Origin of the sequence: Pseudoclavibacter sp. RFBA6 (assembly GCF_002931575.1) — a bacterium.
GTDB classification, from domain to species: domain Bacteria; phylum Actinomycetota; class Actinomycetes; order Actinomycetales; family Microbacteriaceae; genus Pseudoclavibacter; species Pseudoclavibacter terrae.
Genome location: NZ_PSUA01000003.1, coordinates 35,637 through 51,787, shown reverse-complemented (window position 1 = coordinate 51,787; position 16,151 = coordinate 35,637). Strand labels below are relative to the sequence as shown.

Below are 16,151 nucleotides of genomic sequence, written 5' to 3'. Positions count from 1 at the left end.
CCCACATGGCTTCACGCAGCTACGCACGCGGCACCATCGAGTTCGACCGAGGGCTGACCTTCTTCGACGCCATCTACGCGGTCGCGATCACCCTGTTGATCGTCGACATCAAGCCGCCGACGGCGGAGCATTGGGCGAGCTGGGATGCGTTCGCGGGCTCCGGTGTGCTCGATCAGCTGCTGGCGTTCACGATCAGCTTCTTCGTGATCGCGAACTTCTGGAAGGTCAACCACCGCCTCATGGGGCAGGTGGATGCGCTCGACGGCGCGGTGCTGAACGCCAACATCGTTGCCATGTTCTTCATCGTGGTGCTGCCGTTCACGACGGCGTCGATGAGCGAGTCGACGGTGGACTCGCAGCCGCTGCCGGTCGTGGTCTACGCCGTGAGCATCATCTGCGCGTCCCTCGCGCAGCACGTGATCTGGGTCATCGCCGTGCGCCGCGGTTTGACGGAGGACACTGCGGCGGCGCGCCGCCGCTCGGCCTTCACGTTCGTGGTGCCGGCCGTGTTCGCTTTGTCCATCCCGGTCGCGTTCCTCTTCGGCCCCGACCCGGCCCGCTACACGTGGCTGCTGCTGCTCCTGACCGGCCCCGTCACGTCCGCCATCCAGAAGCGGATGGCCGAGCGCGACGGGGAGCCGAGGGGGGAAGGCTAGGCCCAGCCCCAGGCCCCGTCGGGCCGGATGTCCAGGCGCCGGTGCCACACCGTGGTGTCGGACGCCCGCAGCGCCTCCTCGTCGATCGTCACACCCCAGCCGGGCCGGTCGTCCCGCAGCTCGATGTGGCCGCCCTCCGGGATGTACGGGTCCGGGCACCAGGTGGTCTCGTCGAACTTGTACTCGAGGGTCAGGAAGTTGCTGCAGGCCGCGGCGAAGTGCACGTTGTGCGCGGTCGCCAGCGGACCCATGGGGTTGTGCGGGGCGAGCATGACGTTGTGCAGCTCCGCGACCGTCGCGATGCGCCGCATCTGGGAGAGGCCGCCGACCACAGCGATGTCGGGTTGCGCGATGTCGACCCCGCCCGCGTTGAACAGGGAGAGGAACTCGTGCGCCGAGTAGAGGCTCTCCCCTGTCGCGAGCGGAACGTCGAGTCGGCTTCTGAGGTGCCCCCAGGAGGCGAAGTGCTCTGGCCGCAGGGGCTCCTCGAGGAACATGGGCTGGTATGGCGCGAGGGCGTTGCCCAGCTCGATCGCCTTGTACGGCTCGAAGACCTGCGCGTGCGCGTCGAATCCGAACTCCCAGCGCGGGTCCGCGTGCTCGCGGATGGCACCGAAGTAGGACGCGACCTCGTTGACGACGAGCCCCCACCTGCGGTCGTGGATGTTCGAGCGCCACGGGCTGAGCTTGAACGACGTGAACCCGTAGGTCTCGTTGAGCTCCGCGGTGCGGTCGCGCACGTCCTCGGGGTCGGGAGCGGAGTACAGCCCGCAGTAGACGCCGACTCTGTCCCTCACCCTTCCCCCGAGGAGCCGGTAGACGGGCACCCCGAGCGAGACGGCGCTGATCTCCCACAGCGCGTGGTCGAGCGCCGCGATCGCGGCGAGCCCGATGGCGCCCGGTGGGAATCGAGCGAGGCGCAGCATCTTCTGCGTGACGTGCTCCACCCGAGTCGGGTCCTCGTCTCGTATCTGCTCGAGCAGGAACTGGAAGATGGGGAAGAGCGCCTCGTCTGGCCCGTGGTTGTAGGCCTCACCCCAGCCGGAGATGCCTTCGTCCGTGTCGACGCGCACCAGCACGCGCGGACGGTCGCCGACTCTGGCGAGGAACGCCTCCAGTCCGACGATCTTCATGCGCTCGCCGCGAGGTCTGCGCTGGCGTGCAGTTCGTGGTTCGCGGCCCAGGCCGTGAGGATGCGCGACACGTGGGCTGCCGTCGTGGCGTCCACTTCCGCGCTCGGCGGGCGGACGGCCCGTGAGCTGACGCCGAGCTGGAAGAGCGCCTCCTTGATGACGCTCACGTTGTTGGCGTTGGAGTCCAGGGCTCGGAGCTCCTCGAACTCGCGGATCGATTCCGTGAGCTCCCGCGCGGTCGCCGTGTCGCCTGCCTGCAGGGCGCTCAGGAGGTCGAGGGAGAGGGCTGGGTTCACGCAGACGAGGCCGGAGGTGAAGCCGGTCGCGCCGTGCGCGAAGTACGAGAGCGCGTAGGGCTCCGCGAGGCCGGCGATCCAGGCCAGTCGCGGGGCGGCGCTGCGCACTCGAGCGAACATGACCGGGTCTGCGATGGCGTACTTGACGCCGACGACGTTCGGGCACCGCTCGGTGAGCTCCGCGATCATCGCACCGTCCACCCACGGGTTCCTGACGTAGAGCACGACCCCCATCTTCGGGAGCGCGTCCGCGATCGTCGCGTGGTAGTCGATCCAGCCGGCACGAGATATGTAGGGGTGCACGGGCTGGTGGATCATGACCATCTCGGCGCCGACCGCCGCCGCCGCGAGCCCATCGGCGATGGCGGTGTCGGTGTCGAAGCCGATGCCCGCGACGATGAGGGCCCTGCCGTTCGCGTGGGTCGCGACGGTGCGCACGACGTCGAGGCGCTCGTCGGGGCGGAGGGCGTAGAACTCACCGGTGTTCCCGTTGGGGGTGAGCACCCGGACCCCGGCGTCGAGCATTCGGTCGAGCACGGACCTCAGCGTGGCGAGGTCGATGGCGCCATCGGTGAACGGCGTCACCGGGATCGCCACGACGTCCGAGAGGCGGGCGGCTTGCTCATGCATGGTGTTCCTCCAGGAGGGTGAGGGCGTGTTCGGTGAAGCGTCGGATGTGGAGGTCGACAAGTCGCTTCGACTCCTCGGCGTCGCCTCGCGCGGCTGCCTCGAGGATCGCGACGTGCTCGTGCGCCTCGTGGACCCAGGTGATGCCGTTCTGCCAGGCCGTCACGCTGATGAGCGCCGTCTGGTCGCGGAGGTCGTCGAGCATGGACAGCAGGAGGGGGTTGCCGCAGCTCGCGTAGGTGAGACGGTGGAAGTCACGGTTGGCGATGCTTCGCTCGGCACTGTCCTTCGCGGCTTCGGAGCGCTCGAGCGCGTGCTGGGCGGCCGTCAGGTCGATGCCGTTGCCGACGGCGAGCCTGACGGCTTCCGGCTCCAGCAGGCAGCGCACCTCGAAGACGGCGCGGGCCATCTCGTAGTCGACGGAGCGAACCACGGCACCGCGGTACTCCATCATCGTGACCAGTCCGAGTCCCGCGAGCGTCTTGAGCGCTTCGCGCACCGGCGTCTTCGATACTCCGAAGCTCGCCGCGAGTTCCGACTCGACCAGGGGCTGACCTGCTCGAAGTGCTCCAGAGAGGATCGATTTCCTCAACGATTCGACTACATGCCCAGTGCGCGACAACGGCGTCGCCATCGGGGCCAGGGGTTCAAAGCTCATGTGGCCCTCCTTCGAGATGGACACTAGCACGATCTGATCGAGCATGTATGGTGTCTAGTATATGATCGACCGCATCGTCGCTCGACGGCGCAGAGGCAACGAGGCCACGAAAGGAATCGCAATGACGCGTTCTCACATCCGGAGACGGAAGCTCACCACCGCAGCACTTGCCGGTGCACTCACCGCGACGCTCGCGCTGACAGCCTGCGCTGGCGGAGGCGACGTCGCGGAGGACGGCGTCGTCACACTCCAGCTGTGGGACACGGACACCAGGCCAGAGCGCACGGAGAGCCTCCAAGAGCTCATCTCGATGTTCGAGGCCGAGAACCCGGACATCAAGATCGAGTACCTCGGCCTCCCGACCGACTCCTACATGCAGAAGATCGGCACCGCGATCGCCACCAACTCGACCCCGGACCTCGTGACCCCGAAAGCCTCCGACCTCTCCGGCCTGGTGGCGCAGGGCGCGCTCGCCCCCATCGACGACCTCATCGAGGCCGGCGGCTGGGAGGAGCAGCTCGACGCGGGGCTGGTGGACAGCACACGCAAGGCCGTCCCGGACGGGGCCCTGTACATGACCCCGGCCACGGCAATTGCCGACACCATCTACTACCGAGCAGACTGGCTCTCGGATGCCGGACTCGGCGTGCCTGAGAACTGGGAGGAGTTCGACGCGGCCGCGGCGGCACTCACCGACCAGTCCTCCGGACAGTTCGGGTACACGATCCGCGGCGGCAACGGCTTCTTCCCGCAGTTCATGCAGATGGTCTACACGCGAGCCGGCATCGCCGAGATCTTCGACGAGAGCGGCAAGGCCACCCTCGACGACCCGGCCGTCATCGAGGCGGCGCAGAAGTACGTCGACCTCTACAAGACGACAACCGCCGAGAGCGATCTGACGGCCGACTTCAAGGTGATGATCGCGCAGTTCACGGGTGGCGGCGCCGGGATGCTCAGCCACTCGATCGGCTCGTACCCGACCATGCTGCAGACCCTCGAGCCGGAGCAGATCGCCGTCAACACCCCATACGAGGCCGACAACGGCGTCGAGGTGATCGGCCGCCTCACCACCGGGTTCGCGATGTTCGAGCAGAGCGAGAAGAAGGAGGCGGCCTCGAAGTTCCTCGAGTTCACCATGGGCCAGGAGGGCAACAGCTTCTGGGCCGAAGCCTCCGGCTACATCCCGGGCAACACCGCGGTGTTCGAGGACCAGTGGGTGCAGGACAACCCGGCCATCTCCGCCGCCATCGAGTCGAGCCAGAACCCCGACGCGGTGTCCATGAACGTGCCCTACTACCTGCCCGAGTGGACGTCCATCACCGGCACCGACATGCTTCCCGACTGGCAGCGCGTCCTGCAGGGCCAGATGACCGTCACGGAGTTCTGCACCAAGTGGGCGGACTCCCTCACCGAGGCCAACGAACGGTACCAAGAACTCACATCTTGATCCTCCGATCAAGCCGCGCCGTGGCGGGAGCTCTCTCTCCCGCCACGGCGGAAAGGAAATGATGACGAAAACGGTCCCCCAGACGAAGCCGCCGAGGCCGAGGATGAACCGCACGAAGTGGTACCCATATGCACTGATCGCCCCGGCCGCCGCGCTGGTCCTGATCTTCCTCGTCTACCCCGTCGGCAGCGTCTTCTACTACAGCCTGCAGCAGTACAACCCGACGTTCCCGATCTACAACGGCTTCGTGGGGCTCGGCAACTTCGCCGACATCGCGGCCGATGAGAAGTTCTGGCGCAGCCTCGGCTTCACGTTCCAATGGGTCATCGTCGAGGTCGGCCTGCAGTTCATCTTCGGGATGATCCTGGCTCTCCTCATCAACCAGGCGTTCAAGGGGCGGGGCATCGTCCGGTCGCTGGTCTTCACGCCCTGGGCTGTCGCCGGCATCCTCACCACCACGATCTGGCTGCTCATCTACAACCCGACGACGGGTCTCGGCCGTTACCTGGCCGACATGGGCCTCGTCCAGTACGGCACCTCACTGCTGTCCGGTGAGGGGACGGCGTTCTGGGCGGCGGTCCTGGCCGAGCTCTGGAAGGGCGCGCCCTTCTTCGCGATCCTCATCCTCGCTGACCTGCAGTCGGTTCCCCAGGACCTCTACGAATCCGCCGAGATGGATGGGGCCGGCCGCATCCGCAAGTTCGTGTCGATCACCTGGCCGCACGTGCGCCAGGCCGTGGTCATCGCGACCCTGCTCAGGGCGGTGTGGGAGTTCAACAACGTCGACCTCCTCTTCACGCTGACGGGCGGTGGGCCTGCAGGCTCGACGACCACGCTGCCGCTCTACGTCGCCCAGACCGCGATCTTCGACCGCGAGTTCGGCTACGGCTCGGCGCTGACCGTCATCGCCTTCATCATCCTCATCGTGTTCACCGTGATCTATCTCCGAGCCAACCGCTTCGGACGGGAGAACTGACATGTCCCTCACCACACTCGCACAGCCGCAGGGCCTTCCGGCGCCCACCGAACCCGAGACGCCCACGAGCAAGAAGGAGGCCCCGCTCAACAAGCCGCGGCCGAAGTCGCTGCTCGATCGGCTCCTGCTCGCCGTTCCGCTGACGATCGCGCTCATCTTCACGCTCGTCCCGTTCTACTGGATGCTGCTGTTCGCCTTCCGCCCCGCGGGTTCCACCTCGCTGGTGCCGTGGCCGATCACGTTCGACCACTTCATCAAGGTGTGGAACGGGAACGGCTTCGGCGTCTTCTTCCTCAACAGCCTGTACGTGGCCGGGGTGAGCCTCATCATCTCGACCGTCATCGGCCTCCTCGGCGGCTACGCGCTCGCCCGATTCGCGTTCAAGGGCAAGTCGGCGTTCGTGCTGATCATGCTCTGCACGCAGTTCATCCCGGGTGCGATGCTGCTGATCCCGCTGTTCCAGGTCTTCAACGGGCTCGGCCTGACGAACTCGCTCTGGGCGCTCATCATCTCCGACACGGTCTTCCAGCTGCCCCTCTCTCTGGTCTTGATGGCGGGCTTCATACGCAACGTGCCGATCGACCTGGAGGAACAGGCGTGGGTCGACGGTTGCTCGCGGTTCCGGGCCTTCATCACCGTCGTCCTGCCGCTGCTCAAGCCGGGCATCGTCGCGGTCGGCTCGTTCGCGTTCATCAGCGCGTGGAACAACTTCCTCTTCGCGATCATGTTCATCACCTCCCAGGACCAGTTCACGATCCCGGTCGGGCTGAGCTACCTGCTCGGTGAGTTCGGGACGGACTTCGGCGCGCTCGCAGCCGGCGGTGTCGTCGCTGTCGTGCCCGTCGTCGCGGTCTTCGCCTACGTGCAGAAGTACTTGGTGCAAGGCCTCAGCGCCGGGGCGGTCAAGGGGTGAGCAGCGACGCCTGGACTCTCCTCCGGAGCACTGAACGCGGCGTTCGCGCCCGCGGGCTCCGCGCCGCGGCGGCCGCCCTTCGGGATGATGCCCAGCAGCTGATCGCGATCGCGGCCGCCGAGACGAACCTCAGCGCGGCCCGGCTCGGCGGGGAGATCGAACGCACGGCCTCGCAGGCCGAGCTGTTCGCAGACCTCATCGAGGAGGGAAGCCACCTCGACGCGGCGATCGACCACGAAGCGCCGGGTGCGCCCGAGCTCCGGCGGATGCGTGTGCCGATCGGACCGATCGCGGTCTTCGCGGCGGGCAACTTCCCATTCGCCTTCGGCGTCTTCGGCGGGGACACGGTCTCCGCCCTCGCCGCGGGTTGCCCGGTGGTCGTGAAGACGCACCCCGACCTCCCGGGGACGAGCAGGGCAACGCACCTCGTGATTCGCGACGCGCTCGAGTCGAACGGCTTCCCCGTCGGCGCGCTCCGGATCGTGACCGAACGAGATGCGGGCCGCGCGCTCGTCGAGGACCCGTCCGTGGCGGGCGTCGGCTTCACGGGTTCGGTGGCGGGTGGTCGTGCGCTCTTCGACTTCGCTGCGGCGCGGGAGACTCCGATCCCGGTGTTCGCCGAGATGAGCAGCACCAATCCGACGGTCGTCGCGCCAGAGGCCGCCGAGACCGACGTCGCTGGCCTCTCGGAGGAGCTGGCCTCCGCCACGACCGCGAGCGCGGGGCAGCTCTGCACGAAACCTGGCCTGATCTTCGTCCCAGAATCGGCGACGGCGCTCATCGATGCCGTCTCCGAGCGCATCGCCGAGGTTGTGCCGCAAGCGCTCCTCTCGCCCGGCATCACGGATCGATACGAGCACCGTCTCGACGACTGGCGGCGAGCTGGGGTGCAGGCCCTCGTCGGCGGCCGGTCGACGGCGCAGGGCCAGACGGCGACACTCGGGATCACCTCGCTGGGCGAGCTCACCGGCACGCTGGAGGAGGAGGTCTTCGGCCCCGCGACGCTGCTTGTCACCTACGCGTCCCTCGACGAGGTGACAGGAACGCTGCTGGCGCTCGGAGGTCAGCTCACGACAACCGTGCGCGCCACTGGCCGGGACCTCGACGCGATCGACGAGCTGCTCGACGCGGCGGCGTCCACGAGCGGCCGGGTCATCGTCAACGGCATGCCGACCGGTGTCCGCGTGGCCTGGGCGACGACACACGGAGGCCCCTACCCGGCATCGACGAACGGGTCCAGCACCTCCGTCGGGGCGTCCGCCATCGACCGATGGATGCGACCCGTCAGCTGGCAGAGCACGCCGGATCGGTTCCTGCCGGACGAGCTCAGGGAGCACCCGAGATCGCGCGTGCCCCGCCGGATCGACGGCGTGTGGGAGCGGGCGGACGCGTGAGCACGACGCAGATCGCCAACGCCTGAAATCATGGGGTGGTGCTGCCCGAGCGGCGGCTCGACTTCAAACGTCAGCATCGGGCCCGCGTCGCCGAACGGCACCAGGACCGGGAGCAGCGCCTCTCCTAGCCCTGCGGCACGTACGCGTTCGTGAAGGCGTCGCCCTCGAGGGGCTTCTCGAGCAGGTCCTGTTCGCTCATGAACGTCGCCATCGTCGCCCACACCTCGGCGTCGTTCGTGAAGAGCGGCTGCCCGTCCTGCGCGGACAGGAACGGGATGGTGGCCTCGAGCGTCGCGAGCGCGTCGCTCTTCGCCTCGTCCGTGTAGAGGGTTGGGATGTACTCGGCGGCGATGTCGATGGACTCGTCCGGGTTGTCGATCACGTACTGCGTCGCCAGGGCCAGCGCCTCGAGCACGGGCGTGATCATCGCGTCGTCGCCCTCGATGATCGAGTCGGCGACTCCGAGCGACGGGCCGACGAGGGTGGGCGCGTCGGCGGGCGCGATCTCGATCGTGCGCACCGGGAAGCCTGCCTTCTCGAACTGCACCGCGTCGTTGTTGACGTAGCCCATGACCCCGTCGACGGCGCCGGTCGTGAGCGCCGCCTGCTGCGTGTAGCCGATGTGCTCGATCTTCACATCGTCCGCTGTCAGCCCGTTGCTCTGCAGCAGTGACAGCAGCGCGAAGTACGTCTGCCCGTAGGGGCCGGGCGTGCCGATCGTCTTCCCGCGCGCATCCGCGGCCGTCTTGATGTCGGAGTCCTCCGGCACGATGAGCGTCGCCGGGTACGTGTTGTAGAGCGTCGCGACAGAGGTGACCGGGATGTCGGCGGCCCGTGCCTGCGTGATCTCGTCGCCGCCCGCGTACACGAAGTCCTCGGTGCCGTTCGCGAGAGCCCCGAAGAGGTCCTCGCCTTCACCGTGATGGCGCAGCTCGACATCGACGCCCTCATCCTCGAAGAAGCCCTTCGCCTCGGCCACGTAGAACGGCACGAACTGGATGTTCGGGGTGTAGGTGAGCCCGATGGTGGCGGCCCCCGCGGGCTCGGCCGTCGCGTTCGCGGCGTTGCCATCGGCCGATGGCGAGCATCCGGCGAGCACGGCCACGGCCGCCACAGCGCCGGCAGCGACCAGGGAGCGCAGTACCCGAGGGCCGCGAGCAGCGCGGCCCGGGGTGGTGAGGTGAAGGTTCATGAGCGTCTCCTGGTCGAGATGGGCGGGGTCAGGCGGGCCGGGGTCAGGCTGGGAGGGGTTCGTCGGCGAGCACGCGGGCGCGGCGCTTCGCCTTGGGCTCGTCGTCGTTCCAGGTGACGGCGTTCTGGAACAGGCGCATGAGGATGTACAGGGCGACGGCGAGGACCACGAGCATGAGGAGCGTGGAGAAGATGCCAGGGATGTCGTTGGCGTCGCGGTTGAGCGTGAGGAGCATCCCGAGGCCCCGGCCGCCCATCGTGAACTCGCCGACGACGGCGCCCGTGATCGAGAGCGTCACACCGGCGCGGATGCCGGCGAGCACGCTGGGCAGCGCGAGCGGGCCCTCGACCCACCACAGCAGCTGGTACCAGTTGGCGCCGTCGATGCGTCCGGCCTCGATGACATCCTGCGGCAGCTGCCGCACCCCGAGCACCGTGGTGACGATCATGGGGAAGAACGACATGATGGCGCACAGCACGACCGTGGGCGCGAGGCCGTAGCCGATCCACAGCACGAGGAGCGGGGCCAGCGCGATGGCCGGCACGGCCTGCGACGCGGCGACGTAGGGGGTGATCGCGACGTCGACCCAGGGCAGGCGAGCGATGAGGTAGCCGAGCGGGACAGCGACGAGGATCGCGAGGAGGCTGCCCAGCAGGGCCGCGGACAGCGTCACCCAGGCGTGGGAGAGCATGGGCCCCTGCGTCACGTCGAGCCAGAAGCGCTCGGCGAGCTGGCCCGGCGCGGGGAGGAACTGCGGCGAGATGAGACCGGCGGCCGTGACGGCCCACCACACAGCGAGCACCGCGACCGCCACCGAGATCGGTGCGGAGATGCGTGCTGACGTCGTGTTCATCTACCCGGCTTTCGTGGAAAGCTCCGGGGATGACGAGGCGCGTGGGTTCGCCGAACGGGTCAGCGGATTCCACGAGCTGACGGTACGCCGAGGCGTGCCGTCACGTGCGCCTCCCTTCCGGACTTTCACCGTCGGTTCCGGAATTTCACCAGATCAGCCACTCCCTTGCGGGAGCAGGTCGCGGACTATAACCGCCGGCTCGGAATTACACCGACCCCGGAGCACGTGGACTCTGCTGTCAGAGTACGACAGGTCTCCGAGAAGTGCGACATCATGACGCTCCGCGACGAGCGAACAGCAGGGTCAGGCTTCAGTGGAGTGGTCGCCCCGCGCCACCTTGATGGCGTAGTCGACGGGGCTGTCCGGCGCGTCGACGCCCTCAGCGGAGTCCGGCTTGTCGTCGATGACCGTGTCCGAGTCGACCGCGTCCGGCTCTGCTGGCTTGGGGTCGTTTCGGTCAGGCATCGTGCTCGGGTTCGAGAACTCGCCGGTGTCGCTCATGATTCCTCCGTCTCGGCTGTGGTCGTTCAGCGGTTGATGTCGTCGTCGAGGCCCGCGTCCTCGATGGCCTGCTCCTCAGGGTCGGGCGGCGGCGAGACGTCGGGCTGCTGCGCTGGAGACTCGGCTCCGGCGGCACCTGGCGCACCTGGGCCGGGCTCGAAGGCAGCGGGCACCTCGCGCTGTTCGTGGGGGCGGGGGATGAATGGTTCTGCCATGGACATGCGTCCATCGTGGGCAGATGACGCGCGGCCCTTCAAGGGTCTTCAGCGGAGGCTCACCGGGCTATCCGCTCCCGCCCAGCTTCCCGCACGCGCTACTGCGCGGCCTGCGCCTCTGCGCTCTTCTTCGCGTTGCGGAGCTCGCTGGCGATGGCGGCCGCGGCGATGGGCTTCGCGAGGCCGAGGCGTTCGGCGATGCCACCGGCGTCGAACTCGGCGTCCACGGTCACGCGGGTGCTCGCTGGGGTGATCGCCTCGGTGCGCACCTCGGCGGCGAACGACGCGCGCCCCTCGACCGACTCCCAGCGCAGGCGCTCGCCCGGCTCGTTGACGACGACCTTCGCGTCGATGGACCGGCGCTGGCCGACGAGCTCAACATCCCAGCGGATGAGGTCGGGGCCGAGCACTTCGACGTGCTTCACGATGCTGAGCACGCTGGGGAGCGACTCCGGCTCCGCGTACAGGCTGAAGAGCACGTCGACGGGCACGTCGATGTCGATGGATTCACTCACGAAGGTCATGCGATCAGGGTAGTCGTCGCGCCCTGGGCTGCCGCCGGACTACTGGCTCGCGGCGAGAGAACCGGTGGTGGAGGCCCCGGGCGTGGCCGCGAAGCAGCGGTAGGTGCGCTGTCCAGCGTCCCAGTCGTCCTGGCTCAGCGGGTAGCTGGCCTCGATGATGAGTCCGGGGACGGCTGCCGCGGCGGTCGTGTCGAGGACTTCCTTGGACTGGCAGGTGATCTGGGCGCGATCGCGCAGCGCGTCCTCACCCGGGTACTCGTCGCTCTCGGAGAGCGGCGTCGCCTCGACTTCGGCGAGCAGCTGACCGGAGTGCTCGAGGGCGCAGTCGACGACCTCGAAGCGAGGCTCCCACGCCGACACGAAGTCCTGGATGCACTGGCCCGGCTCCAACAAGGAGGCATCGACGCCGGCGAGCGGAACCGTCGTCGTGGGCGGGCCGGCGGTCTCTTCCGGCGGCACGGTCCCGTCGCCGAACGGCTGGAGCCAGACGCCGAGCGCGACCCCGCCGAGGACGAGCACGCCGAGCAGCGCCGCCAGCACGCCCCGGTTGCGGCGCCCAGCAGCTCCGCGGATGTTGGTCACGCGTGAGCGCCTAGGCGAGGCCCAGGTCCTCGAGGCCGATGGCGGCGCGGTACGGGTAGCCCGCGGCCTCGATGATGCCCTGCGCTTCCGTGGCGCGGTCGACGATGACGGCGACGCCGACGACGTTCGCGCCGACCTTCTCGAGCGCCTCGATGGCTTTCAGCGGCGAGCCGCCGGTCGTGGAGGTGTCCTCGAGCACGACGACCCGCTTGCCCTGGAGGTCGGGGCCCTCGACCTGGCGGCCGCGGCCGTGGTCCTTCGGCTCCTTGCGCACGACGAACGCGTCGACGACCTTGCCCTGCGCGAGCCCCTGGTGCATGACGGCGCTCGCGAGCGGGTCGGCGCCCATCGTGAGGCCACCCACAGCGTCCACGGGCCCGAACTCCTCGATGAGGTCGAGCAGCACGCGGCCCATGAGCGGAGACGCGCGGTGGTCGAGGCTCAGCTTGCGGAGGTCGATGTAGTACGTCGCCTTCTTCCCGCTCGTGAGGGTGAAGTCACCGTGGAACACGGCTTCGTCGCGGATGAGTTCGATGAGGGCGTCGCGGTCTGTCGTCACGGGGCCAAGCCTAATCGCCCGCCGCGCCCGTCAGTGCGCGGCGATGGCGTCCGCGATCGTGGCCCTCGGATGCGCGCGGCGCCACTCCCGCAGGGCGGCCCCCGTCGGCAGGCCGTGGGCGTCGCGGCTCGGGGCCGAGCCGCCATCGTGCGCGGCGGCGGGCCGGGTCTCGTCGGCGCCGCTCGACGTCGTCGAGTCGAGCTCCTTGGTCTCCATCACGCTGTTCGTCTTCATCACGCCTCCTCCGGCCGGCGCCTGCCTGGCCTTTGTCGTCTCGGGATGCTTCGGTTCTGCGGGTCGATCTGCCCCAAGATCATCAAGGCGGTCGTCATCCTGTCAACTTGGGGCCGGTGGCATGGGGACCCGATCGTGAGCTCCGCGATTCTCAGCGAACTCTGCGTCGCTTGGAACGGCGGGGATCTGGGCGCCTCCGCGCTGGGCGCACGCTGGCCAGCTGTGAGCTCCCGCACAAGTCCGGTCATCCCTGCTCGCTGGCCGTCAGGGGACACGCGAGACCCGCCCGCCAGAAGGTGGCGAGCGGGTCTCGGGGTCGGCACGGGGGCGGGTCAGCGGCTGAGGAACTCCAGCACGACCCGATTCCACTCCTCGGCGTGACTGACGTTGACGCCGTGGGGCGCATCCGCCACGACGTACAGCTCAGAGCCAGCGATGACTTCGTTGGTGCGGGCCCCGGAGCCCTCGAACGGCACGGTCGCGTCGCTGTCTCCGTGGATGACCAACGTCGGCACCTTCACCGCCTGCAGGTCGTCGCGGAAGTCGGTGTTCGCGAACGCAGCCATGGCCTGCAGTGCGGCTGGCTTGAACGCCTGCTTCGTGAGGTCGATGGCGGCCTGCCGTTCGGCTTCCGACACGACGAGCGTGCCGTCGACCGAGTAGAACGTGGTGATGAAGTCGTCGTAGAACGACTCCTGGTTCGCGGTGAGCGCCGCCGTCATCTTCGCGGCTTCCCCCGCTTCGAGGGGGCCGTCGGGATTGGCGGGCGTCTTCAGCAGGTACGGCGGCACTGCGGATGCGAAGACGACGCTGTGCACGCGCTCGTCACCGAACCTGGCGAGGTAGCGTGCCACCTCGCCGCCTCCCATGGAGAACCCGACGAGCGTCACGTCGCGCAGGTCGAGGGCCTCGAGGACGGCCTGAAGGTCGTCCGCGAAGTCGTCGTAGCTGTATCCGGTCAGCGGCTTGTCGCTGCGGCCGAAGCCGCGACGGTCGTAGGTCACGACGCGGTGGCCTGCCGCTTCGAATGCCGGCACCTGGTGGTTCCAGGCCTCTCCCGAGAGGGGCCAGCCGTGGATGAGGACAACAGGGCGGCCCGTTCCGCCGGTGTCGTCGACGTGGAGCTTCGTGTCGGTGAGCAGGCCGTGGTGAGCGAGTATCTCAGTCATTGGTTGCCTTCCCGCGCCGCACCCTGCGACGCTTCCACCATCATTCGGAACCGACCTCCGCATCGGATCGGTGGCTCCTGGGCAACGTCCAGACTCGCGCGGGGCGGCTCGCTACGTCACACGTCGATCGAGAACGCGAGCAGCTGGAACGGCGCGCGGCCGTCACCCGGATCGACGGTGCGCACGCGCGACTCGAGGATCGAGAACCCGAGGCGCTCGTACAGCCGGTGAGCGCGCACCATCTGCGGTCCGCTGTTCATGACGACGCGACGGAGTCCGCGCAGCCGTGCGAGCTCGATCACGAGCGTCGTGAGCGCGGCCCCGACACCGCGCCCGCGGGCACCCGGGTCGACCGCGAGCAGCCGGAAGTCGAGCTCGTCATCACTCTGCGGCAGCGAGGTGAGGTGTTCGCCCGGCTTCGGCGTAGCGACGGATCCGAGCAGCTCACCGCTCTGCGCATCCACCGCCACCCACACCTGGTGGGCCGCCGCCCGCTCGCCGACGGAGATGATGTCGTCGCGGTAGTTGCCGGAGATGGTGTACTCGAGCTCGTAGGCGCGCAACGACAGCTCGGCGACGGCGTCGACCTCGCTGGGTCGCACGAGCCGCGCGACGACGCCAGGGGCGGGTTGCAGCTGCAGCCGGTAGTCGACGTGAGGGATGTGTCCCTCGCTCGCGACACCGGGCTCGCCGGGCTGGCTGGGCTCGTTGGTGCGCCGGTACCCGAGGCCCTCGTAGAGCGCCTGCGCCGCGAAGTTGCGGTCTCCCGTGTCGAGCACAAGCGCGGATGCACCCCAGCCGAGGGCGGTCTCGCTCGCCGCGAGCATGAGGCGCCTCGCGACGCCGAGCCGCTGGGCGGTGGGTGAGACGGCGAGGAGCCGAACCTCGGCCTCGTCGGCGACCGCGAGCCGCGATGGGCCGGTGCCCGCCCGCGCGATGCTGAGCGTGCCGAGGATCTCGCTGGCCTGCTCTGCTCGACGCTCAGTCAGACGCTCTGCCACGAGCACGCTGCCCGCCGCGGCCCGGCCTTCGACGTCGCGAACGAAGCGCTGTCGCTCCTCGCTGACGGGCAGGTGGCCGTACGGCCCGGCCGCGAAGGCGGCCTCGCTGACCCTGACGACCTCTGGCCAGTCCGCTGGCTGCGCTTCGCGAACCCGCAGCGGGGCGGGTGACGTGGCGCGTGCATCCTGGGCCGCGACGGGTGCGGTCTGCGTCATGCGTCGGGCTCACTCCCCGCGTCGTCGCCGGCCTTGGACAGCGGCGTCTTCTCGCCAGCCTCGATGCCCACCGGCAGCCGGTTCTCGGCGGGAGGCAGCGGGCACGTCGCGAAGACCGTGTACGCGCACGGCAGGTTCACGGCGCGGTTGAAGTCGACCGTGACGCGGCCGTCCGCATCCGGAGCCGAGACCGAGAGGGCGCGGTTCGCGGCGTACGTCGTGGTCCCGCTCGTCGCATCCGTGAACAGCACGAGCAGTGAGCCCGCCTCGTGGCCGTTGAAGGCCGTGAGCGAGAACCGCTCCCCGCGAAGCTCGAAGGTGACCTTGCCCGGAGAGGAGTACACGTGCTCGAGCCCCTCGACGGCCGCGCCGACCGTGACGTCGCGGGGCTCGTCGAACGCCTCGAAGATGCCCTCGGCGCGCCAGCGCAGGTTGGGCAGGTAGGTGGGGGTGCCCGAGTAGGAGGCCAGATAGCCGTAGTCGGGGTCGCGGGGGCGCACGATCGTGAAGCCGCCGCGCTTGGCGATCTCGATGAGCACCTTCCCGGCTCGGGCGCTGACCCCGTCGCGCTCGGCGATGCACGGGAAGCGGTGAAGACGCGGCCCCTGCAGGAGCAGCCCGTCGGCCTCCAGAGTCTCGCCGTCCGCGAGGTCGACAACCGCCTGACCGTCCTCGAGCGACCAGGCACCTGGGATGCCCACGATGGCCTGCGGCTCCTCCGAGAGGAACGTGAGGCTCGTCACCGCGAGGAAGCCGTGCCCGTCGGTGCGCCGCTTCTCGTGCTCGACGTGCCACGCCTCCCAGTCTCGGTTGAACTGGGCGCGATCGACGGATGCGTCTTGGACGAGGGAGGCCGAGGTGCTCATGCGGGGATGGTAGGCAGACCCCGCCCGCAACCGTAAGACGGCGACTACGCCGGACTACTCAGGGCGTCACATTGCGCAAGGCGAGACCGCAGTTCGTGCGACACCGCGGAAACACGCCGGACACGAACTTCATTCGTTC

At 68.8% G+C, this 16,151-nt stretch carries 19 protein-coding genes and 1 riboswitch; of the genes, 5 read left to right on the top strand and 14 right to left on the bottom strand.

The window, feature by feature from the left end; all coding sequences use genetic code 11:
• The first annotated feature begins 5 nt into the window (after positions 1-5).
• Positions 6-656, top strand: coding sequence for a TMEM175 family protein (locus C5C17_RS00795; RefSeq protein ID WP_104251478.1), 651 nt, complete (start codon positions 6-8; stop codon positions 654-656).
• Here C5C17_RS00795 and C5C17_RS00790 read toward each other — a convergent pair.
• From C5C17_RS00790 to C5C17_RS00780, 3 genes are read right to left on the bottom strand one after another with little or no spacing between them, the layout of a single operon-like run.
• Positions 653-1,789, bottom strand: coding sequence for a mandelate racemase/muconate lactonizing enzyme family protein (locus C5C17_RS00790; RefSeq protein WP_104251477.1), 1,137 nt, complete (start codon positions 1,787-1,789; stop codon positions 653-655). The genes C5C17_RS00795 and C5C17_RS00790 overlap by 4 nt on opposite strands.
• Positions 1,786-2,715 carry a dihydrodipicolinate synthase family protein gene (locus C5C17_RS00785; protein WP_104251476.1) on the bottom strand — a complete coding sequence of 310 codons (930 nt, stop codon included), beginning with the start codon at positions 2,713-2,715 and terminating at the stop codon, positions 1,786-1,788. Before C5C17_RS00785 ends, C5C17_RS00790 begins: the two co-directional genes overlap by 4 nt.
• The gene (locus tag C5C17_RS00780; RefSeq protein ID WP_104251753.1) at positions 2,708-3,370 is read right to left on the bottom strand and encodes a GntR family transcriptional regulator; all 663 of its coding nucleotides are present in this window, start codon (positions 3,368-3,370) and stop codon (positions 2,708-2,710) included. Before C5C17_RS00780 ends, C5C17_RS00785 begins: the two co-directional genes overlap by 8 nt.
• A gap of 121 nt (positions 3,371-3,491) precedes the next feature.
• Between C5C17_RS00780 and C5C17_RS00775 the strand changes: the two genes are divergently transcribed.
• From C5C17_RS00775 to C5C17_RS00760, 4 genes are all read left to right on the top strand, one after another.
• Complete coding sequence (locus tag C5C17_RS00775; protein ID WP_181028419.1) at positions 3,492-4,817, top strand: sugar ABC transporter substrate-binding protein; 1,326 nt, start codon at positions 3,492-3,494, stop codon at positions 4,815-4,817.
• A gap of 103 nt (positions 4,818-4,920) precedes the next feature.
• Entirely contained in the window at positions 4,921-5,793 is an 873-nt protein-coding gene (locus C5C17_RS00770; RefSeq protein ID WP_218854876.1) for a carbohydrate ABC transporter permease, read from the top strand.
• Between the two features lies 1 nt (position 5,794).
• On the top strand, positions 5,795-6,706 hold the full coding sequence (locus tag C5C17_RS00765) for a carbohydrate ABC transporter permease (protein ID WP_104251473.1): 912 nt from the start codon (positions 5,795-5,797) through the stop codon (positions 6,704-6,706).
• A complete protein-coding gene (locus tag C5C17_RS00760; protein ID WP_104251472.1) occupies positions 6,703-8,100 on the top strand; it encodes an aldehyde dehydrogenase family protein in 1,398 nt (465 codons plus the stop codon). Before C5C17_RS00765 ends, C5C17_RS00760 begins: the two co-directional genes overlap by 4 nt.
• 124 nt (positions 8,101-8,224) lie before the next feature.
• Here C5C17_RS00760 and C5C17_RS00755 read toward each other — a convergent pair whose 3' ends face one another.
• The 11 genes from C5C17_RS00755 to C5C17_RS00705 all read right to left on the bottom strand — a co-directional run bounded on the left by C5C17_RS00755 (position 8,225) and on the right by C5C17_RS00705 (position 16,012).
• Positions 8,225-9,292: an ABC transporter substrate-binding protein gene (locus C5C17_RS00755; protein WP_104251471.1), complete on the bottom strand. Its 1,068-nt coding sequence runs from the start codon at positions 9,290-9,292 to the stop codon at positions 8,225-8,227.
• A gap of 43 nt (positions 9,293-9,335) precedes the next feature.
• Complete coding sequence (locus C5C17_RS00750; RefSeq protein ID WP_104251470.1) at positions 9,336-10,145, bottom strand: ABC transporter permease; 810 nt, start codon at positions 10,143-10,145, stop codon at positions 9,336-9,338.
• 101 nt (positions 10,146-10,246) lie between these two features.
• A riboswitch (FMN riboswitch) is annotated at positions 10,247-10,373 on the bottom strand.
• 75 nt (positions 10,374-10,448) lie between these two features.
• Positions 10,449-10,646 (bottom strand): hypothetical protein, encoded by a 198-nt coding sequence (locus C5C17_RS00745; RefSeq protein WP_104251469.1) that lies wholly within the window; start codon positions 10,644-10,646, stop codon positions 10,449-10,451.
• Between the two features lie 26 nt (positions 10,647-10,672).
• A complete protein-coding gene (locus C5C17_RS00740; protein WP_146079037.1) occupies positions 10,673-10,861 on the bottom strand; it encodes a hypothetical protein in 189 nt (62 codons plus the stop codon).
• Positions 10,862-10,959: 98 nt separating this feature from the next.
• Positions 10,960-11,385, bottom strand: a complete 426-nt coding sequence (locus C5C17_RS00735) for an SRPBCC family protein (RefSeq protein WP_104251467.1) — start codon at positions 11,383-11,385, stop codon at positions 10,960-10,962.
• Between the two features lie 39 nt (positions 11,386-11,424).
• The gene (locus C5C17_RS00730; protein WP_104251466.1) at positions 11,425-11,967 is read right to left on the bottom strand and encodes a septum formation family protein; all 543 of its coding nucleotides are present in this window, start codon (positions 11,965-11,967) and stop codon (positions 11,425-11,427) included.
• Positions 11,968-11,977: 10 nt separating this feature from the next.
• Positions 11,978-12,526, bottom strand: a complete 549-nt coding sequence (gene pyrE, locus C5C17_RS00725) for an orotate phosphoribosyltransferase (protein WP_104251465.1) — start codon at positions 12,524-12,526, stop codon at positions 11,978-11,980.
• Positions 12,527-12,556: 30 nt separating this feature from the next.
• Positions 12,557-12,760, bottom strand: a complete 204-nt coding sequence (locus tag C5C17_RS00720) for a hypothetical protein (protein WP_104251464.1) — start codon at positions 12,758-12,760, stop codon at positions 12,557-12,559.
• Positions 12,761-13,092: 332 nt separating this feature from the next.
• Positions 13,093-13,929 (bottom strand): alpha/beta fold hydrolase, encoded by an 837-nt coding sequence (locus C5C17_RS00715; protein WP_104251463.1) that lies wholly within the window; start codon positions 13,927-13,929, stop codon positions 13,093-13,095.
• A 116-nt stretch (positions 13,930-14,045) separates the two neighbouring features.
• Positions 14,046-15,146, bottom strand: a complete 1,101-nt coding sequence (locus tag C5C17_RS00710) for a GNAT family N-acetyltransferase (protein ID WP_104251462.1) — start codon at positions 15,144-15,146, stop codon at positions 14,046-14,048.
• Positions 15,143-16,012, bottom strand: a complete 870-nt coding sequence (locus tag C5C17_RS00705; RefSeq protein ID WP_104251461.1) for a DUF1684 domain-containing protein — start codon at positions 16,010-16,012, stop codon at positions 15,143-15,145. Before C5C17_RS00705 ends, C5C17_RS00710 begins: the two co-directional genes overlap by 4 nt.
• Positions 16,013-16,151: the final 139 nt, after the last annotated feature.